This window comes from Corynebacterium sp. HMSC05H05 (assembly GCF_001807265.1).
In the GTDB taxonomy this organism is placed as follows: Bacteria; Actinomycetota; Actinomycetes; order Mycobacteriales; family Mycobacteriaceae; genus Corynebacterium.
In genome coordinates this window covers 93,480-119,110 of sequence record NZ_KV788407.1, presented here as the reverse complement: position 1 = coordinate 119,110, position 25,631 = coordinate 93,480, and the positions used below count along the sequence as shown (strand labels likewise).

Sequence of the window (25,631 nt, the reverse complement as noted above, 5' to 3'; positions counted from 1 at the left end):
GTCGAGGTGGCGCATTCACCCACTGACAACTCCGGCCATACTAGGGGTCCTCCGCTCGGGGTCTGCGGGAGAGTGCTGCCGGTTGGCCCGCCCAAACAGACCGCAGCGCACCGCGGCGCCGCGCCAGCTAGAAGAACTTGCCCTTCTGCATGCGCTTCATCGCCTCGTTGAAGTCGAGGTTGTTCAGGTCCATGCCCTGCATGCCCGCCGGCAGCTGTTCCTGGAGCTTCTCCAGCTCCTTCGGGTCCGGCATACCGCCGCCCATGCCCGGCATGCCCGGCATTTTGGGCATGCCGCCACCGCGCTTCGGCGGCTTGCGCTTGCCGTTTTTGCCCTTGCGTCCCTTCGGCTTCTTCTTCGTGGCAGAGCGGCCGCCGCCCATGCCCGGCATGCCCGGCAGGCCGAACTGGCTGGCCATCTGGCCCATCATCTTCTTGGCCTCGAAGAAGCGGTCGACCAGCTGGTTGACGTCGGAGACTTTGACGCCGGAGCCGTTGGCGATGCGCTTGCGTCGAGAGGCATTGAGGATCTTCGGGTCCTGGCGCTCCTCGGGTGTCATGCCGCGGATGATGGCCTGGATGCGGTCGAGCTGCTTCTCGTCGACCATGTCGGCCATCTGGTTCATCTGCTTGCCGCCCGGCATCATCTTCAGCAGGTTGCCGATCGGCCCCATACGGCGGATCATCAGCAGCTGGTCCAGGAAGTCTTCCAGGGTCAGCTCGCCGGAGGTGAGCTTATTCGCGGCGGCTTCGGCGTCCTGCTCGTTGTAGGTCGCCTCAGCCTGTTCGATCAGGGAGAGCAAATCGCCCATGCCGAGGATGCGGCTGGACATGCGCTCCGGGTGGAAGACGTCGAAGTCCTCGAGCTTCTCACCTGTCGACGCGTACAGGATCGGCTTGCCCGTGACCTCACGGATGGACAGTGCGGCACCGCCGCGGGCATCGCCGTCGAGCTTGGTCAGCACCACGCCTGTGAAGTCCACGCCCTGGGCGAACGCCTCGGCGGTCTTCACCGCGTCCTGGCCGATCATGGCGTCGATGACAAAGAGGACCTCGTCGGGGTTGACGGCGTCGCGGATGTTGCGCGCCTGGGTCATCAGCGTCTCGTCGATGCCGAGGCGGCCGGCGGTATCGATGATGACCACGTCGTTCTTCTGGTGCTTGGCGTGCTCGATGCCCTGCTGCGCCACGGCAACCGGGTCGCCGTGGGAGGTGCCCATCTCGTGCTCGTAGGAATCCAGGGAGGTACCCGGGTCCGGGGCGAACGTGGGCACGCCGGCGCGCTCGCCGACGATCTGCAGCTGCTGCACCGCGCCCGGACGCTGCAGGTCGCAGGCCACCAGCATCGGAGTGTGGCCCTGCTTGGCTAGGTGCTTGGCCAGCTTGCCGGCCAGCGTGGTCTTACCGGCGCCCTGCAGACCGGCGAGCATGATCACGGTCGGCGGGTTCTTCGCCATGTTCAGCCGGCGCGTTTCGCCGCCGAGGATGTTGGTCAGCTCCTCGTCGACGATCTTGATCACCTGCTGCGCAGGGTTCAGCGCCGCGGACACATCTGCGCCGAGCGCGCGCTCCTTGACGCGCTTGATAAACGCGCGCACGACTGTGAGCGAGACGTCCGCCTCAAGCAAGGCGAGACGGATCTCGCGCGCGGTGGCGTTGATGTCTTCCTCGGTGAGCTTGCCCTTGCCGCGCAGGCCGCCGAGGGCTGATTGGAGGCGGTCGGACAGTGACTCGAACACGGTGTGCACGCTCCCTTGTGCTGCTAGCGGAAAATAATCCCCACAAGACTAGCGCGCGCCCCGGGCGACTAGCACATCACTGTGCCGTCAGCCGGGGCGCGGAGGCGTCGATAGGCAAATGCTTAGCCGAGCAACGCGTCGACGAAGCTTTCCACCTCAAACGGCGCGAGGTCGTCGGCGCCTTCGCCCAGGCCGACGAGCTTGACGGGCACGCCGAGCTCCTCCTGCACCTGGAAGACGATGCCGCCCTTGGCCGTGCCGTCCAGCTTGGTCAGCACCACGCCGGTGATGTCCACGACCTCGCGGAACACGCGTGCCTGCATGATGCCGTTCTGGCCGACGGTGGCGTCCAGCACCAGCAGGACCTCGTCGACGTTGCTCTTCTTTTCCACCACGCGCTTGACCTTGCCCAGCTGGTCCATCAGGCCGGTGGAGGTGTGAAGGCGGCCCGCGGTGTCGACGAGCACGACATCCGCGCCCTCGGCCACGCCGGTGGCCACGGCGTCGAAGGCGACGGACGCCGGGTCCGCGCCTTCCTTGCCACGCACGGTGGAGGCGCCGACGCGCTTGCCCCAGGTCTCCAGCTGGTCCGCGGCTGCCGCGCGGAAAGTGTCGGCCGCGCCGAGAACCACCGAGTGGCCCATGGACACCAGCACGCGCGCGAGCTTGCCGGTGGTGGTGGTCTTGCCGGTGCCGTTCACGCCGACGACCAGGATCACAGCCGGCTTGCCGTCGTTCGGCATGGCCTTGATCGAGCGGTCCATCTCCGGGCGCGCGGCCTCGATGAGCGTCTCGCGCAGCATCGCGCGGGCCTGGTCCTCGGTCTCCACGCCACGCTCGGCGATCTTCTCACGCAGCGAATCGGTGACCTTCATGGTCAGCTCAGCGCCGAGGTCCGCCATGATCAGCGTGTCCTCGATTTCCTCCCAGGCGTCCTCGTCCAGGTCGCCAGCGGTGAGAATGCCGAGCAGGCCCTGGCCGATCGCGTTCTGGGAGCGCGACAGGCGCCCGCGCAGCTTGCCCATGCGGCCGGCGGCCGGCGCGATGTCGTCCAGCGGCTCCTCCGTCGGCGCCTCAACAACGACGGCGTCCTCGGAGACCTCGGCGCCCTCCTGGCGCGCCTCGTCCGCGCTCTCCTGCGCGGCCGCCGCAGCCGCCACGGCTTCCTCGGCCTCAGCAGTCTGCCTATCGACGGGCTCCGCCTCGACCTCGTCAACCCGCTCCACGGGCTCAGAGGGTTCGACGGGCTGCTCCGGCTCAACCGGCTCAACTGGTTCCGCGGGTGCAACTGGCTTCTCCTCGGCGACCGGCTCAGCTGGCGCTTCCGGCTCGACCGGTTCTGCTGGCGCTTCCTGCTCAGCCTCCGCGGGCTGGGTGGTTTCGGTGGGGACCTGTGGTTCGTCGTCACGCGAAATTGCGCGCTCGACCACGGTCTCCTCTTCCTCCTGCTCCGGCGGGACAAAGGCCGCGGCTGCTTCCTGCTTCGGCGCGGGCTTGTCGCGGCGGATCGCTCGGGCTGCTTCGGCTGCGCGTCCGCCTGGGCGAAGTTGAATCCGCCCTTGGCCTGGTAGTTGCCCGATTTTTCCTGCTGGGTCAGCTCCTTGGGCTCTTCGACCTTGTCAAAGGAGATGGTCTTCGATTCCCTGCGCTTCTTCCCGGCCACGACAACGCCGATGAGGATCAGCGCAATGACGATGACTGCGAGGACAATCCAAAACGCAGTGCTGTTGACTAAAGCATTGAGATCCATGCGCTCTAGTGTGCCAGCACCGCCGACATCACGCGGGGACGGGCATCAAGAAGGACCTAGTGGCTCTTTTGGTAGAGCTCCCCGTCGCCGAGCCCGATCCGCAAATCCCCATTGTCCGATTGAGTGACCGGCAACCGTGTTTCCGCACCGTCCGCGGTGAAGATGAGGTTATCCTCATCGACGGTGCACGACTCGTCAGCCTCCACATTTTCGGGCTCGGCGACGTGGTGCAGCGTGCAGTCGCCCCCGTCGATGGTGAGGGTACTGGTCAGACTCTCCTCACCAGCTGATTCAACCTTGGTGTAGGTGCCGTCTAGGTCCGCTGAGGTGGAGCATCCGCCAACTACGAGAGCCAGCGCGAAAACACCCACCACCGCCGAGATACGCGATACAGACATAGTCATCCTTTCTCCAACTTTCGGATGATATTACACTGCGGGGGCAGCCCCGGCAGGCTGCATACGCTGCGAGAGCACGCGGGTCACACCGTCGCCGCGCATGGTCACGCCGTAGAGCACGTTCGCCACGTCCATGGTGGGCTTCTGGTGGGTGATCACGATGAGCTGCGAGTCCTGCCGCAGCTCCTCTAACAGGGCGATGAGGCGGCGCAGGTTGACGTCGTCGAGCGCTGCCTCGACCTCGTCGAGCACGTAGAACGGGCTGGGGCGCGCGCGGAAGATGGCCACCAGGAATGCGAGCGCGGTCAGCGACTTTTCGCCTCCGGAAAGCAAGGACAGACGCTTGACTTTCTTGCCCGGCGGGCGAGCTTCGATCTCGATGCCGGTAGCGAGCATGTCGTCAGGCTCAGTGAGCACCAGCCGCGCCTCGCCGCCCGGGAAGAGTGTCTGGAACACGCGCGGGAACTCCTCCTCCACGTCCGCCCACGCGTCGGTGAACAGCTGCAGGATCTGCGCGTCCACGTCCTCGATCACGCCCGTTAAGTCCTTGCGGGCCTGGATCACGTCGTCGAGCTGGGTGCTCAAGAACGTGTAGCGCTCCTCCAGCGCCTTGAACTCCTCCAGCGCCAGCGGGTTGACCTTGCCCAGGGCGCGCAGGTCCTTCTCCGCCTGCTTCAGCCGCTTCTGCTCGGCGTCGCGGTCGAAGTCCTCGCCCGGGGTGTAGTCCGCGAGCAGGTCGGCCACCGCGATGCCAAGCGACGCGGTGATGTTGGCCTCCGCTTCGTCGATGCGCACCTGCGCCTGCGAGCGGGCGATGTCGGACTGGTGCGCGTTGTCCGTCAACCGCGCGAGCTGCTGACGGGTCGCATTGACCTGCTGGCGCGCCTGCTGCACCTTGCCCTGCAACGAGTTGACCTGCGCGTTCAGTTCGTCGCGCTGGGCGGTGGCGCGGGCGAGCGCGTCCTCGATGCGGGCGGCGAGGTCGCGCGCGTGCTTCTCGACGGCACCGGCCAGCTCCCCTTCCGCCCTCCGGCGAGCCATCGCCGCTTCGTGGCGGGCCTTCGCCTGCCGCTCCTGCTCCGCCTGCCGGCGCAACGCATCGCCCTTGCCCGCCTCGGCTTCAGCGCGCTGCTGCGCGGTGCGCGAGGCTAGCGTGGCCTCCATCTCCAACGACTTGGCGTGGTTGAGCGCGTTGCGGGCCTGGTCGCGCTGCTCCGTCGACGGCTCCTCCGGTGACTCAGCCACGTCCGTGTCCACGCGGGTGAGGCGATCGCGCGTCTCCTCCAGCTCAGTCTTGCGCTGCGCCAGGCGCGCGTCGGCCTCGTTCGCCCTTGCTGCCGCGCGTTCGTGCTCGGACTTGTTCGCCTCAGCCTGCTTGACCAGGCGGGCGAGGTCGCGGCGCCAGGATTCGACCTCGGTGTCGTGCTCGCGCAACGCTGCTTTGGCGGAGGCGGCGCTCACGCGAGCCTCGTCGGCGGCGACGGTCGCGCCTTCGAGCGTGCCGGCAAGCTCCTCGAGCAACTGCTGTGCTTCGGCGAGCTCGGTCTTCGCCGCCTCGATGCGGGCGGAGACCTCCACCGTGGACGTCTGCCCCGTGCCGGCGGCGACCCACCCCTCTCCCACCAGCACGCCGGCAGGTGTGACAGCGCGCAGGCGCGGGTCCTGCTCCACCACGCCGCGGGCGGCGGCAAGGTCGTCCGCCACCACCACGTCCGCGAGCAGGCGCGTGACCGGGCCAACCACCGTTGGATCCAGCTCCACGTGGTCGAGCAGCCAGTCCACCTCGCCGTCGGTGTCCAAGCGCCAGGTCGACCCGCCGCGCGCATCCACCACCACCGTGCGGGCGGCGGACTCCAGCGCACCGACCGCGTCGTCGGAGACCTCGCCCGCCAGAGCCTCGGCGTGCTCGCCGAGCGCCGCCGCGAGCGCGCGGTCCAGCCCAGCCTCCACAGTGACCAGGCCAGCAAGCGCAGAAAAGCCTTCCAGCACGTCCTCCGCCGAACGCTTCGGCGCCTGCTCCGCCAGGGTGTCGATGCGCGACTGCAGGGTCGCCACGGCCCGTTCGTGTTCGCGCTGCTTCGCCCGCAGCTGGTCCAGGCGCTTGTCCGCGGCATCGGATTCTGTGTGGGCACGGGCGAATGCGTCGTCGAGAGGCGAGCGCTCCGTCGCAAAGCCAGAAATGCGCTCCTCGACGGACGCGACCTCCGCATCGGCCTCGCGGGCGCGCTGCTTGGTTTCCGCGAGCGTCTCCTCCAGGCGGCGGACCTCGTCCTCGGCCGCCTCGACCGCCGCTGCCTGGGACTCCTCCTGCGCGATCAGGCGCACCACGCCCTCGCGGCGGTCCGCGATCGCGCGCACCTGCGCCATGTGCTCGCGCTCAGCGGCGTCGAAGGCCTCCTGCCGCTCGGCAACTTCCTCGCGGATGGTCTCGAGCTTCTCGGCGGCCTCCTCGGCAGCTTCAAGGGCCTCGGCGTAGCGCTCGTCCGCAAGCGAAGCCCTCGCCTCCAGGTCCTCCGGATCCTGGCCGGCGTAGGGCGCGAACGAGTTGGAGCTGCGGGCGCGTTCCGACGCGATGCGCTGGGTGGCGCTCACCCGCTCGGCCAGCGTGGACAGCGCGAACCACAACTGCTGGGCCTCCTGGGCCTGTGGTTGCAACTCCTGCTGGCGAGCCTCAACGGCCTCCTGCTCCTCCACAGCGGTCTCCAGCGTCGCGGTGACGGTCTCCACCTGCTCCGCCAGCATCTCGGCGGCGCGTTCGGCGTCGGCGTACTTCGCGCGCAGGCGCACCACCTGGTCGCCGGCGAGCTTGAGCTTCGCGTCGCGCAGCTCCGCCTGCACCGCAGCGCCACGCTTGGCGGCCTCCGCCTGGCGGGCCAAGGGTTTGAGCTGCTTGCCCAGCTCATCGGTGAGGTCGGTCAGGCGGTCCAGGTTCGCCTGCATGCCCGTGAGCTTGCGCTGCGCCTTCTCCTTGCGACGGCGGTGCTTGAGCACACCCGCAGCTTCCTCGATGAACGCGCGGCGCTCCTCGGGGCGCGAATCCAGGATCTCGGAGAGCTTGCCCTGGCCGACAATGATGTGCATCTCGCGGCCGATGCCGGAATCGGACAACAGTTCCTGGATGTCCATCAGGCGCGCCTTGGAGCCGTTGATCTCGTACTCCGAGGCGCCGTCGCGGAACATGCGGCGGGTAATGGCCACATCGGTGTAGTCGATGGGCAGGCGCTTGTCGGTGTTGTCGAAGGTGAGCGTGACCTCCGCGCGCCCCAGCGGCTTGCGGCCGCCCGCGCCGGCAAAGATGACGTCTTCCATCTTCCCGCCGCGCAGATTCTTCGCGCCCTGCTCGCCCATCACCCACGCGAGCGCATCCACCACGTTGGACTTGCCGGAGCCGTTCGGCCCCACCACGGCGCAGATGCCGGGCTCGAATTTCATCGTCGTCGCCGACGCGAAGGACTTGAATCCTTTGAGCGTCAGCGATTTCAGGTGCATTTTGTGGATGTTACCGCGCGTGAGCTAGCGCGCCTGCATGACCACGATGTAGCCCCAGCCGTGCCCGGCCACGTAGCCGTGCGCCGCACCGATGCCCACCGCGTGCGCGCGAGAAAGCATGTTGCGGTTGTGCCCCGGCGAGGTTCGCCACTGCTCAAACGCCGCCTCCGGGCTGTGCGAGCTGAAGGCGATGTTCTCGTACACGTTCGCCCCCGAATGCCGGAAACTGTTGGTGCGGCTGAGCTCTTCGGCCCACGCCTGCGCTTGGGCATCCAACTGTCCAGTTCGCAACCACGGCAACCTGCCGTTTTGCATGCGGTAGAAGTTGATGTTGCGGTACGTCTTCGCGCGCGAAGCTTCCGCCACGTCCCACGGCAGCCCGGGGTCGTACTGCCGGGCGGGCAGGCTGCTCATGGACGCGAAGCTGGAAGACAAGTCCTGCGCCTGCGCGGGTGCCGGGACCAGCGTGATTGCGAGTGCGGCCGCTACCACCGCGGTGCGTTTCCTCATCGCTCCTCAAACCCTTCAGCGCCTTTCGGCTCCCCGAACTGCGCCTGGACGTGCTCCACATTCCCCGGGCGCTTCGCAGTCGAAGGCTGCTCTTCAAGAAGGGCCTTGAGCTTCTCGACGTCACCTTCGGCCCCCTCCGCAACCACCTCTACCCTGCCATCAGCAAGGTTCTTCGCGTAGCCAGCCAAGCCCAGCTCTAGCGCGCGGGAGCGGGTCCACCAGCGAAACCCCACCCCTTGGACGTTGCCGCGGACGTGGGCGGTCATGCGTGTCGTTGCCATGCCGCCCAAGCGTAGCGGGGACTAGCGCTCGCCGTTGCCCTCGCTGATGGTGATGCGGTCCTCTTCGCTGCGGCGGGTCACCGGGTCGGAGCCGTCCCAGTACTCCACGTTCTTCAGCTCCGGCAGCATCTCGCGGTGGAACACCGGGTCGATGCCCTTGCGGCGCTGGTCGTTGAAGTTCTTCAGCAGCTTCAGCGCCACGCCGCCGAGCGGGACGATGGCGACGATGTTGAAGATGGCCAGCAGGCCGGCCATGGTGTCGCCGAGTGCCCACACCAGCGGGACGGAACCGAATGCGCCGAAGATGACGAAGCCGATGACCACCAGGCGGAACACCGTCATGGCAGTCTTCGAGTCGGTGAGGTACTGCAGGTTCGCCTGTGCGAGGTAGTAGTTGCCGATCACGGAGGAGAACGCCAGGAAGAACAGGATGAACGTGATGGCGTGCGCGCCCCAAGCGCCGACGGAGTCAGCCAGCGCGGACTGGGTCAACGACGCGCCCTGGATGTCATCGCGGCCGTAGGTCACGGCAGGGCCGAGCAGCACCACGAACGCGGTGATGGAGCAGACCAGCAGGGTGTCAAAGTACACGCCGAGGGTCTGCACGAGGCCCTGCTTGACGGGGTGGGACACCGTGGCGGTGGCGGCGGCGTTCGGGGCGGAGCCCATACCGGCCTCGTTGGAGAACAGGCCGCGGCGCATGCCCTGCATGAACGCGGCACCGATGCCGGCGCCGACAACCTGTTGGAGGCCGAGTGCGTGGCCGACGATCATTTCGATCATGCCAGGGATCTCGCGCCAGTTGATCACCAGCACGGCCAGGCCGATGAGGATGTAGGCGCCAGCCATGAACGGCACGATGACCTGGGTCCAGGAGGCGATGCGGGTCACGCCGCCGAAGATGACCAGGGCAGTCAGGGTAGCGATCACTGCAGCGACGACGGCCTTGAGCACGACGGAGTCGGTGCCCAGCGAGCCGCCGACCGCCTCGACGATGGAGTTGGTCTGGATTGCGTTGTAGACAAAGCCGTAGGTGACGGCCAAAAACGCGGAGAAGATCACGGCCAGCGGCTTCCAGCCCAGGCCGCGGGTCATGTAGTAGGCCGGGCCGCCGTGGTAGTTGCCGTCGGCGTCCTTGGTCTTCCACAGCTGCGCCAGGGTGGATTCCACAAATGCGGTCGCGCCGCCGAGCAGCGCCAGCATCCACATCCAGAACACCGAGCCCGGCCCGCCGATGGAGATCGCCAGCGCCACGCCGGCGATGTTGCCGGTGCCCACGCGCGAGGCGGCGGAGATGGTGAAGGCCTTGAAAGCGGACAGGCCGCCGTACTCTTCATCGAGGTCGCGCCCCTCGCGGTCCTTGCCTTTCGGGGTCTCGGCGACCGCCTTGAGCATCTCCGGAAACAGGCGGATTTGAACGAACAGGGTGCGTACGCCGAAGTAGACGCCGGCGAGGATGAGGAACACCGGGACGACGTTCCAGATCGCGCCGTTGAGGGTGTCCTCGACAAATGAGGTAGCGGTTTCCATGGCGGGCAGTGTATCGCCAGGTTGCCCACATCACACAACGACGGGGCTTTGAGCTCCCCCTCCACCGCACCCGCTCTCACAAACCCAGAGGAAGCACCCCCTACTACGGCCCAAAATTGGGCAAACTCACCCTTTGCTCCTCAGGGTTTGCGCAGAAAAGGGGCGCAAACGGGACGCAAAAAGCCCTACCCCTCCACCGCCGGGGTGCACACCTCGCCGGGCTGAATCGCGCCGTGGGTGCCAAACTCGCGCTGCCAGTACAGCAGCGGGCAGTTGGTGTTCACGTCGGTTGCGGTGACGTCGACAAGCACGAGCACATGGTCGCCCGCCTCGATCATTTGCGAGACCTGCCCGGCCACCCACGTGTGGTTGCCGGTCAGCTGCGGCGCGCCGTCGGCCATCGCCCACTCCACCCCCGCGAAGCGGTCCACGCCCTTGCTAGCAAAGCGCCGCGCGAGCAGGTTCTGCTCGGTGGAGAGCACATTAATGCCTATCGACGCCCCTTCGGCCAACAACGCCAACAGCGACGACCTCTTGTCCAGCGACACCAGCACCATCGGCGGATCCAGCGACAGGGACATAAACGCGCTGACGGTGGTGCCGTGCGGGTCTGTCGCGGAACCGGTGGTCACGATCGCCACCGCGGCAGCCAGCTGGCTCATTGCGTCTTTGAATGCTGACTGATCAACCATGTCGCACCACCGTACTCGCGCGCTACAGCACCTGGCAGACCGGGCAGTAGTAGCTGGAGCGCCCGCCGACCGTCACGCGCTCGATCGGGGTGCCGCAGCGCGCGCAGGGTTTGTCCGCCTGCCCGTAGGCGTTGAGCGAGCGGGAGAAGTACCCGGACGCGCCGTTGACGTTGACGTACAGCGAGTCGAAGCTGGTGCCGCCCTGCTCCAGCGAACGGGCCATCACCTCGCGCGAGGCGTCCAGCACGGCCTCCGCGTCGCGCTGCCGCATGGTCTTGGCGCTGCGCCAAGGCTTCAGGCGCGCGGCCCACATCGCTTCGTCGGCGTAGATGGAGCCGATGCCGCTGACCACCTCCTGGTTTAGCAGCACGTTCTTCAGCGGTGACTTTCTGCGCCGCATCGCGCGGGCGGTCTCGCGCAGGTCGAAGTCGTCCTCGAACGGGTCGGGGGCGACGTGGAGCGCAGGCTGCGGGATACCGCCCTCAAGCTGCGTGTACTGCCAGAACCCGAAGGTGCGCTGGTCCACAAAATCCAGCTCCACCTCCCCCATGTCCGCACGGATGCGCAGGTGCGGCGAGGTGACGGTGCCATGCTTTGCGACGAGCATCTGCCCGCTCATGCGCAAATGCACGAGGAGTGCTGCGCCGTCGCTGAGCGTGAACCACATGTATTTGCCGCGGCGGCCGGTGCCGGTGATAGTCAGGCCGGGCAGGGTTTGCTCCAGGTCCACGGTGTTGCCGCGGGCGGCGCGGGGGTGCAGCACCTCCACGCGCTGGAAGGTGCGGCCGACCACGTGCTGGTCCAGCCCGCGGCGCACCACCTCAACTTCGGGCAGCTCAGGCATTGCCGCGAACGGCCTCCGCAGCGTGGTCGCGCAGGTACAGCACCGCCTGGTGGGCCGCCTCCTGCTCCGCCAGTTTCTTGTTCGGGCCGGTGCCGATGCCGCGGGAAACGCCGCCCACCAGCGCCTGCGCGGTGAACGTCTGGTTGTGCTCGGGGCCGGACGCTTCGGAGACGTACTCGGCCACCGGCAGCTTCAGCTCGGCCAGGCGCACCTGCAGGTCGGTCTTCCAGTCGTGGTGCTTCTTGTTCACGGTGGCGGTGCGGAGCTTCTCGTCGAAAAGCTTGAGAATCACGTCGCGCGCCGGCTCGAAGCCGTGCTGCAAGTAGATCGCACCGAAGATGGCCTCGGTGGTGTCCGCGAGGATCGACTCCTTCTCGCGGCCGCCGGTGAGCTCCTCACCCTTGCCGATGAGCACGTGGGCGCCCAGGTCGATCTCGCGGGCGATGTCCGCCAGACCGTAGCGAGAGACGATGGCCGCGCGCATCGGCGACAGGTCGGATTCCGGGCGCGACGGGTACAGCTCGAACAGCTTGGTTGCCACGGACAGGCCCAACACGGCGTCGCCGACGAACTCCAGGCGTTCGTTATTGGGCAGGTGCCCGTGCTCGTTGGCGAACGAGCGGTGGGTCAGCGCGAGCTTCAGGCTCTCGCGTTCGATCTCCACGCCGAGGTGCGCGATGAGCGGGGTGTGGTCGACGGCGTCAAACGCCTGCTCCCACAGCTCGTCCGCGTTGCCCTTGTTCTTCTTCGAGCGGCTCACAGGAACTTCTCCAGGCCGGCCCAGCGCGGGTCGACCAGGTTGTTCTCCTCGCCCTCGACCGCGTCGGGGGCCGGCACGTCGGTGTCGCCCTCGCACTCCGGCTCGCAGGTGGGGTTGAACGGCCAGTTCATGCCGGCCTCGTCCACGAACGCCTGCTCTAAGTCCACGGTGCCGTCGACAACCTTGCGGATCTCGTCGCCGGAGCCCTGGTCCTCGTCTTCCTCGCTGTCGCCGGTGATGAAGTCGTCGGAGGCGGAAAACACCTCCGAGATGCGCAGCGTCTCGGTCGGGGTGAGCTTCTTCAAGCAGCGCACGCACTGCCCCTCGAGCTGCGCGGTCGCGGTGGCATCCACCATCACGCCGGAGCCCAGCGGGATCAGGGTCGCCTCAACCTCAACCTCGCGCCCTTCAGGGATCGCGATCATTTGCGGGCCGATGCGCGACGGGGACGGGCCCGTCTGCGTCACTGTCTCTGGCGTGCCGTCGCTGCCAAGGACGTCGCTGACGTCGAATACGAAAGGGTTGGTAGACATAACGGCAACAGACTACCCGTTAATACTCGTCGCGGCGGCCGCGAGCCGCAGCGCCAGCGGCACCCGCGCCGCGGCGCAGCGCTGAGCGGTCGGAGGAGACGGTCTGCAGCACATTACGCAGCCCCTCCTCAAACTCGGCGAGCTTGGAGTCGACGTAGTCGTCGCACTCGGAGCGCAGACGGTTGGACTCGGCCGTCGCCTCGTCCACCAAGCGGTGCGCCTCCTCGTCGGCGCGGCGCATGACCTCGGACTCCGAGATGAGGCGCTCCTGCTCCGCCAGGCCCTTGTCCACGGTGCGCTGGTACTCGGCGTTGCCGGACTCGACGATGTTGTCGGCCTCGCGCTGGGCGTTGGTCACGGTCATCTCCGCCACGTTCTGCGCCTGGGTGACCATCATGTTGGATTCTTCCTCCGCGTCGGTGACCAGGTTGGTCGCGCGCGCCTGCGCGTCGGAGAGCATGGACTCGGATTCGGAGTGGGCGTCGGAGACAATGCGGCGGGCATCCTCCTCCGCGTCGCCGACGAGCATGTCGGCGCGGTCCTGCGCCCCGCGCAGGATCTCGTCCTGCTTGTCCAGCACGTCCTGCGCGTCGTCCAAGTCGACGGGCAGGGCGTTGCGGAGGTCGTCGAGAAGCCCAAGCATCTCGTTGCGGGGAACCATGCAATTGGAGGTCATGGGCACGCCATAGGCCTGCTCCAGGGTCTGAACTAGCTCATCCAGGGCTTCAAAAACGCGGTACATGGTGCCTAAGCGTACCCGCTAGAGCGCTAAATCACGCCCTGTGCAAGCATCGCGTCGGCAACCTTTTTAAAACCGGCGATATTCGCGCCGACGACGTAGTCGCCCGCGTGGTCGTATTCCTCGGCAGTGTCCTTGGCCACCTTGAAGATGTTGGACATGATCTGGTGCAGGCGGTCGTCCGTGTAATCGAAGGACCAGGAGTCACGCGAGGCGTTCTGCTGCATCTCCAGCGCGGAGGTGGCCACGCCGCCGGCGTTGGCGGCCTTACCTGGCCCGAAGCACACGCCGCGCTCGCGGAAGACCTCGACCGCCTCTGCAGTGGACGGCATGTTCGCGCCCTCCGCGACGTAGCGCACGCCATTGTCCACGAGCGTGCGGGCGTGGTCGCCGTTCAGCTCGTTCTGCGTCGCGCACGGCAGCGCCACGTCGGCCTTGAGGTCCCAGATGGAGCCGTCCTTGTGGAAGGTTGCGCCGGTGGCCTCCTCCACGTACTCGGACACGCGCCCGCGGCGGTTTTCCTTGATTTCGCGGACCAGCTCGATGTCCACACCGTTCGGGGTCTCCACCCAGCCGGAGGAATCGGAGAAGCCGACCACTGTCGCGCCGAGCTCCTGCGCCTTCTGCATGGCGTAGATGGCCACGTTGCCGGAGCCGGAGACGATGACCTTCGCGCCGTCGATGGAGTCTCCGTTGGCCTTCATCATCTCGTTGGTGAAGTACACGCTGCCGTAGCCGGTGGCCTCTTTGCGCACCAGGGAGCCGCCCCAGGTCAGGCCCTTGCCGGTGAGTACGCCGGACTCGTGCTGGTCCACCAGGCGGCGGTACTGGCCGAACAGGTAGCCGATCTCGCGGCCGCTGACGCCGATGTCGCCGGCGGGCACGTCGCGGTACTCGCCGATGTGGCGCCACAGCTCCGTCATAAACGACTGGCAAAAACGCATGATCTCCCCGTCGGAGCGGCCCTTCGGGTCGAAGTCGGAGCCGCCCTTGCCGCCGCCGATGGGCAGGCCGGTCAGGGAGTTTTTGAAGATCTGCTCGAAGCCGAGGAATTTGATGATGCCCAGGTTCACGCTCGGGTGGAAGCGCAGCCCGCCCTTGTAAGGACCGAGCGCGGAGTTGAACTGGACACGGAAGCCGCGGTTGACGCGCACGTTGTTGTCGTCGTCCAGCCAGGGCACGCGGAAGATGATCTGGCGCTCCGGCTCACAGAGGCGCTCGATCAGGCCGTAGTCCGCGTAGTGCGGGTCCTTGCCCAGCACGATCTTCAGCGAATCCAGCACCTCGGCCACCGCCTGGTGGAACTCCGGCTCGCCCGCGTTGCGCTCCAAAAGCTTCTGGTAGTAGCCGGCAACTTCCTGATCAATCGCGCTCATTGGGCGTGGCCTCCGATATCTATAGCTATGCAGAATTGTGTACCGGACAAACTTTACAACACCATTCGGCCGCGCGTGGGCGGCAGCTAGACTCTCCCCCATGGTTTCTCCCCTCGACGCAGTTCCGTCGCCCAAAATCGTTGTCGCGCCGGACTCCTTCAAGTCCACCGCCACCGCCGCCGAGGCAGCGGAATGGCTCGCCGAAGGCGTGCGCTCCGTCATCCGCGACGCGCAGATCGTGCTCACCCCCATGGCGGACGGCGGCGAAGGCACCTCGTCGCTGTTCGAGGGCGAGCGCATTTGCTTGCCGACGACTACCGCGGCCGGCCGCCTCACCGAAGCGGAGTACACCTTCCACGCCCCGAGCAAGACCGCCTACATCGACGTCGCCGCGGCCTCCGGCCTGCCCGCGGTGGACGAACCGGTGCCGCTGACGGGCGACACGTACGGCACCGGCGTGCTCATCGCGGACGCCGAGACGCGCGGCGCCGAGCGGATCGTGCTGGGGCTTGGCGGCACCGCAACTATCGACGGCGGCACCGGCATCCTCGTCGCCCTGGGCGTGAACCCCCTGGACCAGGCGGGCTACCAGCTGAAACCCGGCGGCGGGGCGCTGGAGCAGTTGGCAAACTTCGACACCGCGAAGGTCAACGTCCCCGCCGGCGCGGTGGAGTGGGTGCTGTTGACCGACACCACCGCGCCCGCCACCGGGCCCGAGGGCGCGGCGCACGTGTTCGGCCCGCAGAAGGGCGCGACGGAAGAAGACATCGAGGTGCTCGACCGAGGCCTGGCGCGTCTGTGCGAGGTCGCGGACGTGGACCCGGCCACCCCGGGCATGGGCGCCGCGGGCGGCGTGGGCATCGGCATCACCTGGCTGTCCACCATGCTCCACGGAGACGCCTCCCACGTGCACATCCTGCCCGGCGCGCGCGTGGTGGCGGATTCCAACGGGCTGGCGGAGCAGGTCGAGGGTGCGGCTCTTGTGATCACCGGCGAGGGCCGCTTCGACGGGCAGACAGGCACCGGCAAGGTCGCCTCCGTCGTCGGCGAGTTGGCGCGCGGGTCCGGAGCGGCGTTCGCGGTGGCCGCAGGAAGCTTCGACGAGCAGCCGGAGGAGGGCACCATCGCGGTCACGCTGCCGGAGATCGACCCGGAGACTGACAACGTACGCGAGCAGCTCACCCAGGCCGGCGCTGAGATCGCCGTGGCCTACCTCAACACTTCCACGGTCCAGGGGTAGATCGAGGGCGATTCGAACCGGTCCTGGTCTTCCAGCATCACCGGGTCGCGCGGCAGGTCCGCCTTCGGGGTGAGGATGCGCGACAGGCCCATGGCCAGGCGGTTGAGGCTGTCCGCCCCCTCGGGCGTGATGCTGTAGCGGAACACCTCCGCTTCCGCGGGGTCTTCACCCCGGTCCCGCTCGTAGGTTTCGGCCAGCTGCGTGCGCACGGAGTCGTCGATACGCACCTGCTCCATCTCCACCGTGCCCGCGGTGAGCATCTCCCGGTGCACGAGGATGTCGAGTGCGCGCTGGAAGACCTCTTTGACCTCGCCGGCGACGGTGGGTGGGACGAGGACGTCGAATTGGATCACAGACATGCGTGTAAGGCTAACCGGTATGGTTGCGGGCATGTCCAACCCCGCCGTGAACCCAGCGCACTCGTACCACGTTGCGCTTCGGACCATGGCGGACGGGACTTTAAAGCAGGTCAATCCGTTCTCCGGCACGGAGGTGTGGACGGTGCCGGGGCGCGGCAACAGGCCCCTGGCCGCAGCTGGCGCCCCGCCCGAGCCGCTTGCACCCGGCGCGCACACGGACACCTGCAATTTCTGCGAAGCGCGCAAGCTGCGCACCCCGCCGGAGAAATCGCGGCTCATCGCCGACGGCGACGGGTTTGCCATCCTGCGCGACGCCATGCCCGACGAGTTGGACAACACGGTCGCGCAGTTTCGGCGGGTGCCTAACCTGTTCGAGATTGTCTCCTACGACTACTGGCAGAAAAACTACGGCTACGAAATGCCGGCCGCGCGCCGCAGCCACATGGAGCGCTACCTGGCGGACCCCGCCGGGCGCGAGCATGTTTTGGAGATCGTGCGCACACGCCTGGCCGCGGCGGGACAGGACCCGGATCGGCCCGAGGAGGAGCTGCTTGAGCTTGCCCCGGCGTACTTCGGCGGCGGCCACGACGTGATCATCGGCCAGCGCCACTTCGTGGACGGGGCGGAGAACTCGGCGCAGCTCGCCGGCTCCGGGTCGCTGACCCCGGAGGAGCACTACCGCTTCATCGCGTTCACCGTTGATTCGCTGCGCGACTTGGTGGAGCAGCACACCTACGCCCGCTACGTGGTGGTGTTTCAAAACTGGCTCTCGCCCGCCGGCGCGTCGTTCGAGCACCTGCACAAGCAGCTGGTGGCCATCGACGAGCGCGGAGTCAACGCCGAGACCGAGACGGCGAAACTGCGCCAGAATTTGAACCTGTACAACGACTGGGGCGTCAACCACGCGTTCTACCAAAACCTGGTGATCGCGGAGAACGACCACGCCATCCTCACCGCCGGCGTGGGCCACCGCTACCCCACCATGACGGTGTACTCGAAGTCCCGCGCCAGCGAGCCGTGGGAGCACACGGACGAAGAGGTCCGCGCGGTGTCCGACCTGTTGCACGCGGCGCACGCCGCCACCGGCGGGCAGGTGGCCACCAACGAGGAATGGCACTACCGCCCCGTGGACCTGGACGTGCCCATGCCGTGGCGCATCAACCTGAAATGGCGCATCTCCACCCTCGCCGGCTTCGAGGGCGGCACGCAGATTTACGTGAACACGCTCTCGCCGTTTGACATGCGCGACCGCGCCACCGCGGCACTTCGCACATTGCGTAGCGACGGCCACGTGTCCGCGTCCTTGCGCATCGCCGAGGAATGCACCCCGGCGCCCAACCTATTGCGATATAACCCAAATTTGGAGAGATGAGTTTTGAGTAATATTTCCGAGATTTTGCGCTCCTACTCCGTGGACGAGGTGTGGCAGCGCCGCCTCTACGAGCTGCTGCACGCCAACCCGGAGCTGTCCTTGCAGGAGGAGGAGACCTACAGCCGCCTGATGATGGAGCTGTCACGCTTCGACTGCGAAGTCATCGCCCCGATCGGCAAGTTCGGCATCTGCGCCGTCTTCGAAAACGGCGAGGGCCCGACCGTGATGCACCGCGCGGACTTCGACGGCCTGCCGGTGACCGAGCAGACCGGCGCGCCGTACGCCTCCCACAAGGTGGCCAAGACCGCGGACGGGCAGACCGTGGGCACCATGCACGCCTGCGGCCACGACATCCACACCACCGCGCTTTTGAGCATGTGCGACTTTATGGACAACACCCGCGAGCACTGGTCCGGCACGTTCATCGCCCTGTTCCAGCCGGGCGAGGAGATCGGCGCCGGCGCCCAGGACATGGCCGACGGCGGCCTGACCGAGAAGGTGCCCGCACCGGACGTGGTCTTCGGTCAGCACGTCATGCCGGGCCGCGCCGGCGAGGTGATGTCCAAGCCGGGCCCCCAGTTCGCCGCCTGCGACTCCATCCGCATCAAGATCCCGGGCCGCGCCGCCCACGGCTCCATGCCGCACAACGCCATCGACCCCACCTACACCGCCGCGATGATCATCGCCCGCCTGCAGGCCATCGTGGGCCGCGAGGTGGACCCCGCGGACTTTGCCGTGGTCACCGTGGCCAGCATGCACGCCGGCACCACCAACAACATCATCCCGGGCGAGGCCGAGCTGGTGCTGAACTGCCGCTTCTACTCCGACCGGGTCAAGGCGAAGGTGTACTCCGCCATCAAGCGCGTGGTCCACGCCGAGGTGCTGGCGTCCGGCTCGTTGGACCAGGCCATGATCTCCTTTTTCGCCCACGGCGAGCTGCTGGACAACGACGAGGAAGTCTTCACCCGCGTGCGCGAGCAGTTCGACGGCGTCTTCGGCGACGCCTCCGTCACCGCCGACCCGAAGACCGTCTCGGAGGACTTCCCCGTCATCGGCCAGGCCTACGGCGCGCCGTATTTCTTCTGGCTTATCGGCTGCACGCCCCACGACGTGTGGGACAAGGCCGTGGAGGAAGACCGTGTCGGCGAGGACGTGCCGGTCAACCACATGTCCACCTTCCTGCCGGAGTACGAGCCCACCATCGACGCCTCCACCCGCGCGGGCCTGACCGCCGCGCTGACTTACCTGGCTAAGTAGCTCACCTGCACGTTCCCGATCGCGCCGGTACGCTCGGGACCCATGACTGCATCTCAGCCAGCATTCGAGCAGACCGTCGAGGGCCACGTCCGCAGCTTCTCCGGCCGCGCACCGCAAGATTCCACGGTGAAGAAGTTCTGGACTGGCCTGTCCGCCGCCACCGTCGAGCAGATCGCCGACGACTGGGATAAAACCCGCAACACCTACAAGAACACCCGCCGTGCGGCCTACTTCTCGGCAGAGTTCCTGGAGGGTCGGGCGTTGCTGAATAACCTGACTAACCTTGGGCTCGTCGATAAGGCGAAGGCTATCGCCGAAGAGAATGGCTTCGAGCTTTCGGACGTGCTGGAGGCCGAGCACGACGCCGCACTCGGCAACGGCGGCCTGGGGCGCCTCGCCGCGTGCTTCCTCGATTCCGCCGCCGAGCAGAATTTCCCGCTGACCGGCTACGGGCTGCTGTACCGCTACGGGCTGTTCCGCCAGGAGTTCGAGGACGGCTTCCAGCGCGAGCACCCCGACGCGTGGAAGGAGTCCTTCTACCCCTTCATCATCCGCCGCGGCTCCGAGCAGCGCATTGTGCGCTTCGACGACATGCACGTGCGCGCCATCCCCTACGACATGCCGATCACCGGCTACGGCACAGACAACGTGGGCACGCTGCGCCTGTGGGACGCCTCCCCGATCGCCGAGTTCGACTACGACGCGTTCAACTCCCAGCGCTTCGCCGACGCGATCCTGGAGCGCGAGGCCGTCCACGACATCACCCGCGTGCTCTACCCCAACGACTCCACCTACGCCGGCAAGCTTCTGCGCGTGCGCCAGCAGTACTTCTTCTGCTCCGCCTCACTGCAGGAGCTTATCGACGACTTCCGCACCGCCCACGGCGACGACCTGCGCGACTTCCACAAGTACAACTCCATCCAGCTCAACGACACCCACCCGGTGCTAGGCATCCCCGAGCTGATGCGCCTGCTCATGGACGAGCACGGCCTCGGCTGGGACGAGGCCTGGGAGGTGACCACCCACACGTTCGCCTACACCAACCACACGGTGCTGCAGGAGGCGCTGGAGACGTGGGAAGAGTCCATCTTCAAGCAGCTGTTCTGGCGCATCTGGGAGATCGTGGAAGAGATCGACCGCCGCTACCGCCTGGACATGGAGGCCCGCGGCGTGGACGCGGAGACGGCCCACCACTACTCCCCGGTGCACGACGGTCGCGTGCACATGGCGTGGATCGCCTGCTACGCCTCCTACTCCGTCAACGGCGTGGCGGCACTGCACACCGAGATCATCAAACGCGACACCCTCGGCTTCTGGCACGGCCTGTACCCGGAGCGCTTCAACAACAAGACCAACGGTGTCACCCCGCGCCGCTGGCTGCGCATGTGCAACCCGCGCCTGTCCGAACTCCTTGACCGTCTCTCCGGCTCCGACGCCTGGGTCACCGACCTAGACAAGCTCAAGGAGCTGCGCCCGCTTGTCGACGACCCAAAGGTCCTGAACGAACTCCGCGACATCAAGGCGGCGAACAAGCGCGACTTCGCCGAGTGGATCGCCGCGCGCCAGGGCGTGGAGATCGACCCGGACTCCATCTACGACACCCAGATCAAGCGCCTGCACGAGTACAAGCGCCAGCTGATGAACGCGCTGTACATCCTGGACCTGTACTTCCGTATCACGGTCGACGGGGAGCGCGACGTGCCGAAGCGCACCTTCATCTTCGGCGCGAAGGCCGCCCCCGGCTACGTCACCGCCAAGGGCATCATCAAGCTCATCAACACCATCGCGGAGCTGGTGAACAACGACCCGGATGCCTCGAAGTACATCCACGTGGTGTTTGTGGAGAACTACAACGTCTCCCCGGCCGAGCAGATCATCCCGGCCACGGACGTCTCCGAGCAGATCTCCACCGCCGGCAAGGAGGCCTCGGGCACGTCGAACATGAAGTTCATGATGAACGGCGCGCTCACCCTGGGCACCATGGACGGCGCGAACGTGGAAATCGTCGACGCGGTCGGCGAGGACAACGCCTACATCTTCGGCGCCCGCGAGGAGGCGCTGCCGGAGCTGAAGTCGCACTACAACCCGCGCCAGGTGGCCGAGCAGACCCCGGGCCTCATGCGCGCGCTCGACGCGCTCGTCGACGGCACCCTGGACGACCGCGGCACCGGCGCCTTCCACGATATCCGCGCCTCGCTGCTGGAGGACAACGGCTACGGCGAGCAGGACGTCTACTACGTGCTCGGCGATTTCGCTGCCTACCGCGAGGCCCGCGACCGCATGGCAGCCGACTACTACGCAGACCCGGACGAGTGGGCCCGCAAGTGCTGGATCAACATCTGCGAGTCTGGCCGCTTCTCCTCCGACCGCACGATTCGCGACTACGCCGAGGACGTGTGGAAGATCGAGCCCACCCCGATCAACTAGCTAGCCGCGCACCATGCGCTTCAAGGTGATGCCGTCGCCCGCGTGGTGCGTTTCCTCGCCGTCGAAGGCGAAGCCCTGCTTGGCGTAGAACACCTGGGCGCGCTCGTTGAACTCCGCGACCCACAAAACGCGGGCTCACCGGGCACCCCGTAAGCCATGCCCACCGCCTCGCCGTCCACTTCCGCGAGGTGGACGCGGCCGTCCGGCGCGTCGAAGTACTCGGCCCACTTGCGCTCGAGCGACGCATAGTCGTTTAGCACCTCGTCGGCGATATGCCCGCGGAACGCTTGGGCGCGGGAACGGTTGTGCACGGCGGCGACAGTGGCGGCGTCTTCGGCGCGAGCTGGCCGGATTGTGGCGTCCATGCAGCTAAACGCTATACGATCTCGGCACAATGATTCTGCTCGTTGACAATTACGACTCATATACATTCAACCTCGCCCACCTCATTACCGAGGCCGCCGGCCGCGAGCCCCTCGTGGTCCCCGCGGGCGAGGCCGGCGACCTTCCACCGCGGGTGCGCGCCGGCGAGTTCAGCCACGTGGTCATCTCCCCCGGCCCCGGCACCCCGGAGCGCGAGGAGGACTTCGGCCCTGCCCGGCGCGTCATCGAGGCAGCCGCGAATACCGGCATCCCGCTGCTCGGCGTGTGCCTCGGCCACCAGGGTTTGGCCATGCTCGCCGGGTCCAGCGTCACCCGCGCGCCCGAGCCGCGCCACGGGTTCGTCTCCACCGTCGCCCATTCCGGCGAGGGTATCTTCGCCGGCATCCCGCAGGACTTCGAGGTGGTGCGCTACCACTCGCTGCACATCGAGGAGGTTCCCGGCATCACCGTGCACGCCCGCAGCGAGGACGGCGTGATCCAGGCGCTCAAGGTCGACGGGCTGAACCACTGGGGCGTGCAATTCCACCCGGAATCCGTGCTCACCCAGCACGGCGTGGCGATCATGCGCAACTTCCTCGGCGGCTGGCGCGTCATCCACCACGAGGTGCCGGGCGCGCTCGACTGCCAGCGCGTCTTCAACGCGATCTCGCGAGACGGCAACGACGCGTTCTTCCTCGACTCCGCCGATGCGCGCGGGCGCTACTCCATCCTCGGCGACACCGCCGGCGTGCTCTCGCGCTCCATTCGCTATTCGCTTGGCGACGGCAACGTGCTCGACACCCTCGACACCGAGCTATCCACCCCGGTTTTCGACGCGCCCGACCTGCCATTTACCGGCGGCTGGATCGGCTACCTGGGCTACGAGTGCGCCGAGCTGACCATGCCGATCACGCTGCGCCACCGCTCGCCCTACCCGGACGCGTACTTCGTGCGCCCGCAGTCGTTCATCGTCTACGACCACGAGGCCGAAGCCGCGCACCTCTGCGCCCTGGCCGGCGACGGCGCCGACGGCTTGCTCGACCGGCTTGCACAGGCGCTTGAGGAGGCGGGCACGGCCGGAGGGGCGTCGATAGGCGAAGGCTCCTGGAGCAACCCGGACTACCTCGCCAGCATCAAAGAGGCACAGGAGCTGCTGCGCGCGGGCGAGAGTTACGAGGTGTGCCTGACCGACACTTTCACCACGCGCGCAACCGGCGATATCTATGCTGCGCTGCGCGAACACAACCCGGCGCCGTACGCCGCGCACCTGCTTTTCGACGGCGTCGAAGTCGCCAGCGCCTCACCCGAACGCTTCCTCACCGTGCGCGGCCGCGACGTGGAGGCGAAGCCGATCAAGGGCACCATCGCCGCCGATGAGGACCCCGCGCTGCTGAATGATGCGAAAACCCGCGCCGAGAACCTCATGATCGTGGATCTGCTCCGCAACGACCTCTCCCGCGTCTGCGAGCCCGGCACCGTACGCGTGCCTGGGCTGATGCAGGTGGAGAGCTACGCCACCGTCCACCAGCTGGTCTCCACCATCACTGGCCGCCTGCGCGAGGGCCACACCGCCGTCGACGCCGTGCGCGCGACGTTCCCGCCCGGCTCCATGACCGGCGCGCCGAAGCTGCGCACCTGCGAGATCATCGACCGGCTGGAGACTTCCCCGCGCGGCGTCTACTCCGGCGCTCTGGGCTACTTCGGCTTCGATGGTCAGGCCGATCTGTCGGTGGTGATCCGCACCGCCGTGCGCTCAGACGACACTGTGACCGTGGGCGCCGGCGGAGCGATCGTGCTCGCCTCCGACCCAGAGGCCGAGCTCGCCGAGCGCAACTTGAAGGCACAGTCCGTGCTGGGGGCGTGGGATGCGTAGGTACGCCTGGCACGGCTCGTTCGTCGAGCGCGATGTCCCCGACGTGCCCCTCGACGTCGCCGATTCCTGGCGCCACTCTTCCGGCCACACCAACGGCCTCGACCTGCACCTTCAGCGGTTTTCGCGCGCTGCTGGCCCGCTGCCTGCCGGGTTCGTCGATAAGCTCATGCCACTGCTGTCCGAGGGCGAACTGTTCCCCCGCATCGCCCTGTCGCAGGGGCTTTTGCTTCTCGACGTCCGCTCCGCCCCTCCCCCGCGCCCCATCACTGCACTGACATTTGCGCAGGCCCCCGACCCGCGCACACGTCCCGAGGTGAAGGGCCCCGACTTCGCCGCGTTTCGCGCGTACCGTTCGCGGTACCAGGTGGCGGGGACCGACGACACGGTGATCGTCGATAGGCACGGCGCAATGTTGGAGACCTCCACCGGCGCGCTGGTGATGTGGGACGGCGACACCCTGTGCGTCCCCGACGGCGTGTGGCTGCCGAGCGTGACGTTGCACCAGGTTGTTTCGCGGGCTGAGCGGCTGGGCATGCGTGTTGAGCGGCGCCGGCTGTACCCCGACGCCGCCGCCGAGCGCCCGCTGTGGTTCCTCAACTCCCTGCACGGCATCAGCCCGGTCAGCGAACTGCACGCCGGTGGCGCCGTGATCACTCCCCCGGTGCACCCCTCCTTTGTTGAGTGGTGCGACTGGTGGTGGGGCGGGTTCAGCCGGGAGCTTAAACACATCACAGGAAACTGACAACCCGCTATCAGTCACGAACGCGTGATTTGCGTACTTTAGGTCACATGACTAACCCGCAAATTCCACAAGACATTGTGCACTCCCGACTTGCCCCGCTGTTGGGCGAGGACTATTCGGTGTTTCACGAGCTCATCTCGGACGAGCTGCACATCGACGTCTATTGCTGGGCCCCCACCGAGCAGCGTCAATTCTGGACGCTGTGCACTTCGGGGATGAATGACTACCGGATGCAGATGCCACCCGGGAAGGAAGAATTCAACCGCACAGAGCTGGTGATGACGCTTCCGGACGATTGGCCACTTGCGGAGATTGGCTCGCAAAACGGCCCCGAAGGCGACGCGATCAGCTGGCCAATAACCCTGCTCAAGTCCACCGCACGCCTCCCCAAAGACATGGATACGTGGCTGTCTTACGGAACCTCGGGCCAGGCAGGGCTCGACCCGAGCGAGACTTATCCGGGCAGCGAATTCTCCGGCTTCATCATCGGCAGCGCATTCACGGTTGACGCCGACGGAGATTTTCTGCGCACGCCTGTGGGCGACGACACCGTCCACTTCTTCGGCGTCTACCCCATCTACACCGACGAACTGCGGGCGTACCTCGCCGGTGACGACATTTTGGGCAAGCTCTACGATCTTGGCGTTGCCGAAGGCGTATACCCCGGCCGCCCATCCGCGGTTTAGCCCAGGCAGGCAAGCAAAACCAAGGAGAGAACGGTGCTTTGCCACAAAATCGAGCACAAGATCGGCACGGCGGAGGCGGAAGCGCCGTCGCATAGCGACGAGCTTCTCGCCATGCACCACTGGGCCACCGCGATGCTGTTCCATGAAGCACCACTCGAAGATCCGAATAAGGCGCTCGCAGCTTGTCGCACCTTTTTGGAGATAAGCGACGGGCGCAATTGGACGCGGCCCGACGTCGAAATTGCCGGCATCGTGCTTGACGCCGCCGTGGAGAACCCGGACGGCCCGATCGGCCCTCTTGGTGCGGAAATCATGCAGCGGTGGGAAGAGCGCCTCACCCGCGCGATCGCGGCAGTCGACCCCGACTACGCCTACACCGAAAACCAGCTGCTTCGCATCTGGCAAGAACGGTAACCCGGAATCCAGCACGTGAAGTGATCCGATCCCCCTCGTTCGACTATGCAGCTGCATAGTGGATGACCGTGCCGAGACTATGCCGCTGCATAGCGGGACCGGTCAGCAAGACTATGCCGCTGCATAGCCAACGAGGCTGAACCAACCTCCCCCGAGGCGGACCAGGCATCGCGAAAAACTATGCAGCTGCATAGCAATCCCGGCCGACGAGACTATGCCGCTGCATAGTCAACGAAGCTGAGCCAATCTCCTCTGAGA

23 protein-coding genes are annotated in these 25,631 nt (G+C 66.8%); 8 read left to right on the top strand and 15 right to left on the bottom strand.

Going from position 1 to position 25,631, the window contains the following annotated elements:
* Window positions 1–127 precede the first annotated feature (127 nt).
* The 13 genes from ffh to gdhA form a co-directional block, all read right to left on the bottom strand.
* Window positions 128–1,738 (bottom strand): signal recognition particle protein, encoded by a 1,611-nt coding sequence (ffh, locus tag HMPREF3151_RS09135; protein WP_070475232.1) that lies wholly within the window; start codon window positions 1,736–1,738, stop codon window positions 128–130.
* A 122-nt stretch (window positions 1,739–1,860) separates the two neighbouring features.
* On the bottom strand, window positions 1,861–3,168 hold the full coding sequence (ftsY, locus tag HMPREF3151_RS09130; protein WP_371441214.1) for a signal recognition particle-docking protein FtsY: 1,308 nt from the start codon (window positions 3,166–3,168) through the stop codon (window positions 1,861–1,863).
* Between the two features lie 376 nt (window positions 3,169–3,544).
* Window positions 3,545–3,886, bottom strand: coding sequence for a hypothetical protein (locus HMPREF3151_RS09125; protein ID WP_070475216.1), 342 nt, complete (start codon window positions 3,884–3,886; stop codon window positions 3,545–3,547).
* A gap of 30 nt (window positions 3,887–3,916) precedes the next feature.
* The gene (smc, locus tag HMPREF3151_RS09120; protein ID WP_070475215.1) at window positions 3,917–7,375 is read right to left on the bottom strand and encodes a chromosome segregation protein SMC; all 3,459 of its coding nucleotides are present in this window, start codon (window positions 7,373–7,375) and stop codon (window positions 3,917–3,919) included.
* 24 nt (window positions 7,376–7,399) lie between these two features.
* Window positions 7,400–7,885: a CAP domain-containing protein gene (locus tag HMPREF3151_RS09115; RefSeq protein ID WP_070475214.1), complete on the bottom strand. Its 486-nt coding sequence runs from the start codon at window positions 7,883–7,885 to the stop codon at window positions 7,400–7,402.
* On the bottom strand, window positions 7,882–8,166 hold the full coding sequence (locus HMPREF3151_RS09110) for an acylphosphatase (protein WP_070475213.1): 285 nt from the start codon (window positions 8,164–8,166) through the stop codon (window positions 7,882–7,884). The genes HMPREF3151_RS09115 and HMPREF3151_RS09110 overlap by 4 nt, the downstream gene beginning before the upstream one ends.
* A 21-nt stretch (window positions 8,167–8,187) precedes the next feature.
* A complete protein-coding gene (locus HMPREF3151_RS09105) occupies window positions 8,188–9,696 on the bottom strand; it encodes an alanine/glycine:cation symporter family protein (RefSeq protein ID WP_070475212.1) in 1,509 nt (502 codons plus the stop codon).
* Between the two features lie 185 nt (window positions 9,697–9,881).
* Window positions 9,882–10,388: a flavin reductase family protein gene (locus tag HMPREF3151_RS09100; RefSeq protein ID WP_070475211.1), complete on the bottom strand. Its 507-nt coding sequence runs from the start codon at window positions 10,386–10,388 to the stop codon at window positions 9,882–9,884.
* A gap of 22 nt (window positions 10,389–10,410) precedes the next feature.
* Window positions 10,411–11,232, bottom strand: a complete 822-nt coding sequence (gene mutM / locus HMPREF3151_RS09095; RefSeq protein WP_070475210.1) for a bifunctional DNA-formamidopyrimidine glycosylase/DNA-(apurinic or apyrimidinic site) lyase — start codon at window positions 11,230–11,232, stop codon at window positions 10,411–10,413.
* Entirely contained in the window at window positions 11,225–11,992 is a 768-nt protein-coding gene (gene rnc / locus HMPREF3151_RS09090) for a ribonuclease III (RefSeq protein WP_070475209.1), read from the bottom strand. Before rnc ends, mutM begins: the two co-directional genes overlap by 8 nt.
* Window positions 11,989–12,525, bottom strand: a complete 537-nt coding sequence (locus tag HMPREF3151_RS09085) for a YceD family protein (RefSeq protein WP_070475208.1) — start codon at window positions 12,523–12,525, stop codon at window positions 11,989–11,991. The genes rnc and HMPREF3151_RS09085 overlap by 4 nt, the downstream gene beginning before the upstream one ends.
* Before the next feature lie 19 nt (window positions 12,526–12,544).
* Complete coding sequence (locus tag HMPREF3151_RS09080; protein ID WP_070475207.1) at window positions 12,545–13,267, bottom strand: DivIVA domain-containing protein; 723 nt, start codon at window positions 13,265–13,267, stop codon at window positions 12,545–12,547.
* 26 nt (window positions 13,268–13,293) lie between these two features.
* Complete coding sequence (gene gdhA / locus HMPREF3151_RS09075) at window positions 13,294–14,640, bottom strand: NADP-specific glutamate dehydrogenase (protein ID WP_070475206.1); 1,347 nt, start codon at window positions 14,638–14,640, stop codon at window positions 13,294–13,296.
* A gap of 100 nt (window positions 14,641–14,740) precedes the next feature.
* Between gdhA and HMPREF3151_RS09070 the strand changes: the two genes are divergently transcribed.
* Window positions 14,741–15,880 carry a glycerate kinase family protein gene (locus HMPREF3151_RS09070; protein ID WP_070475205.1) on the top strand — a complete coding sequence of 380 codons (1,140 nt, stop codon included), beginning with the start codon at window positions 14,741–14,743 and terminating at the stop codon, window positions 15,878–15,880.
* Here the strand turns inward: HMPREF3151_RS09070 and HMPREF3151_RS09065 are convergent.
* Window positions 15,850–16,239 (bottom strand): hypothetical protein, encoded by a 390-nt coding sequence (locus tag HMPREF3151_RS09065; protein WP_070475204.1) that lies wholly within the window; start codon window positions 16,237–16,239, stop codon window positions 15,850–15,852. The genes HMPREF3151_RS09070 and HMPREF3151_RS09065 overlap by 31 nt on opposite strands.
* Window positions 16,240–16,270: 31 nt before the next feature.
* Between HMPREF3151_RS09065 and HMPREF3151_RS09060 the strand changes: the two genes are divergently transcribed.
* Genes HMPREF3151_RS09060 through HMPREF3151_RS09050 form a run of 3 tightly spaced genes read left to right on the top strand, consistent with a single transcriptional unit; the run spans window position 16,271 to window position 21,295 of the window.
* A complete protein-coding gene (locus HMPREF3151_RS09060; RefSeq protein WP_246815247.1) occupies window positions 16,271–17,611 on the top strand; it encodes a DUF4921 family protein in 1,341 nt (446 codons plus the stop codon).
* A 3-nt stretch (window positions 17,612–17,614) separates the two neighbouring features.
* A complete protein-coding gene (locus HMPREF3151_RS09055; protein ID WP_070475203.1) occupies window positions 17,615–18,868 on the top strand; it encodes an amidohydrolase in 1,254 nt (417 codons plus the stop codon).
* A 42-nt stretch (window positions 18,869–18,910) separates the two neighbouring features.
* Window positions 18,911–21,295: a glycogen/starch/alpha-glucan phosphorylase gene (locus tag HMPREF3151_RS09050; protein ID WP_070475202.1), complete on the top strand. Its 2,385-nt coding sequence runs from the start codon at window positions 18,911–18,913 to the stop codon at window positions 21,293–21,295.
* Here the strand turns inward: HMPREF3151_RS09050 and HMPREF3151_RS12235 are convergent, their stop codons facing one another.
* Complete coding sequence (locus tag HMPREF3151_RS12235) at window positions 21,296–21,421, bottom strand: N-acetyltransferase (RefSeq protein WP_256365533.1); 126 nt, start codon at window positions 21,419–21,421, stop codon at window positions 21,296–21,298.
* A gap of 268 nt (window positions 21,422–21,689) precedes the next feature.
* Here HMPREF3151_RS12235 and HMPREF3151_RS09045 point away from each other — a divergent pair, with 268 nt between their 5' ends.
* The 4 genes from HMPREF3151_RS09045 to HMPREF3151_RS09030 are packed head-to-tail and all read left to right on the top strand — an operon-like array spanning window position 21,690 to window position 25,373.
* Window positions 21,690–23,531: a chorismate-binding protein gene (locus HMPREF3151_RS09045; protein ID WP_070475201.1), complete on the top strand. Its 1,842-nt coding sequence runs from the start codon at window positions 21,690–21,692 to the stop codon at window positions 23,529–23,531.
* On the top strand, window positions 23,524–24,273 hold the full coding sequence (locus HMPREF3151_RS09040; protein WP_070475200.1) for an aminotransferase class IV: 750 nt from the start codon (window positions 23,524–23,526) through the stop codon (window positions 24,271–24,273). The genes HMPREF3151_RS09045 and HMPREF3151_RS09040 overlap by 8 nt, the downstream gene beginning before the upstream one ends.
* Window positions 24,274–24,320: 47 nt before the next feature.
* On the top strand, window positions 24,321–24,959 hold the full coding sequence (locus HMPREF3151_RS09035) for a suppressor of fused domain protein (RefSeq protein WP_083290274.1): 639 nt from the start codon (window positions 24,321–24,323) through the stop codon (window positions 24,957–24,959).
* Window positions 24,960–24,992: 33 nt separating this feature from the next.
* Complete coding sequence (locus tag HMPREF3151_RS09030; protein ID WP_070475198.1) at window positions 24,993–25,373, top strand: hypothetical protein; 381 nt, start codon at window positions 24,993–24,995, stop codon at window positions 25,371–25,373.
* The last annotated feature ends 258 nt before the right edge of the window (window positions 25,374–25,631 follow it).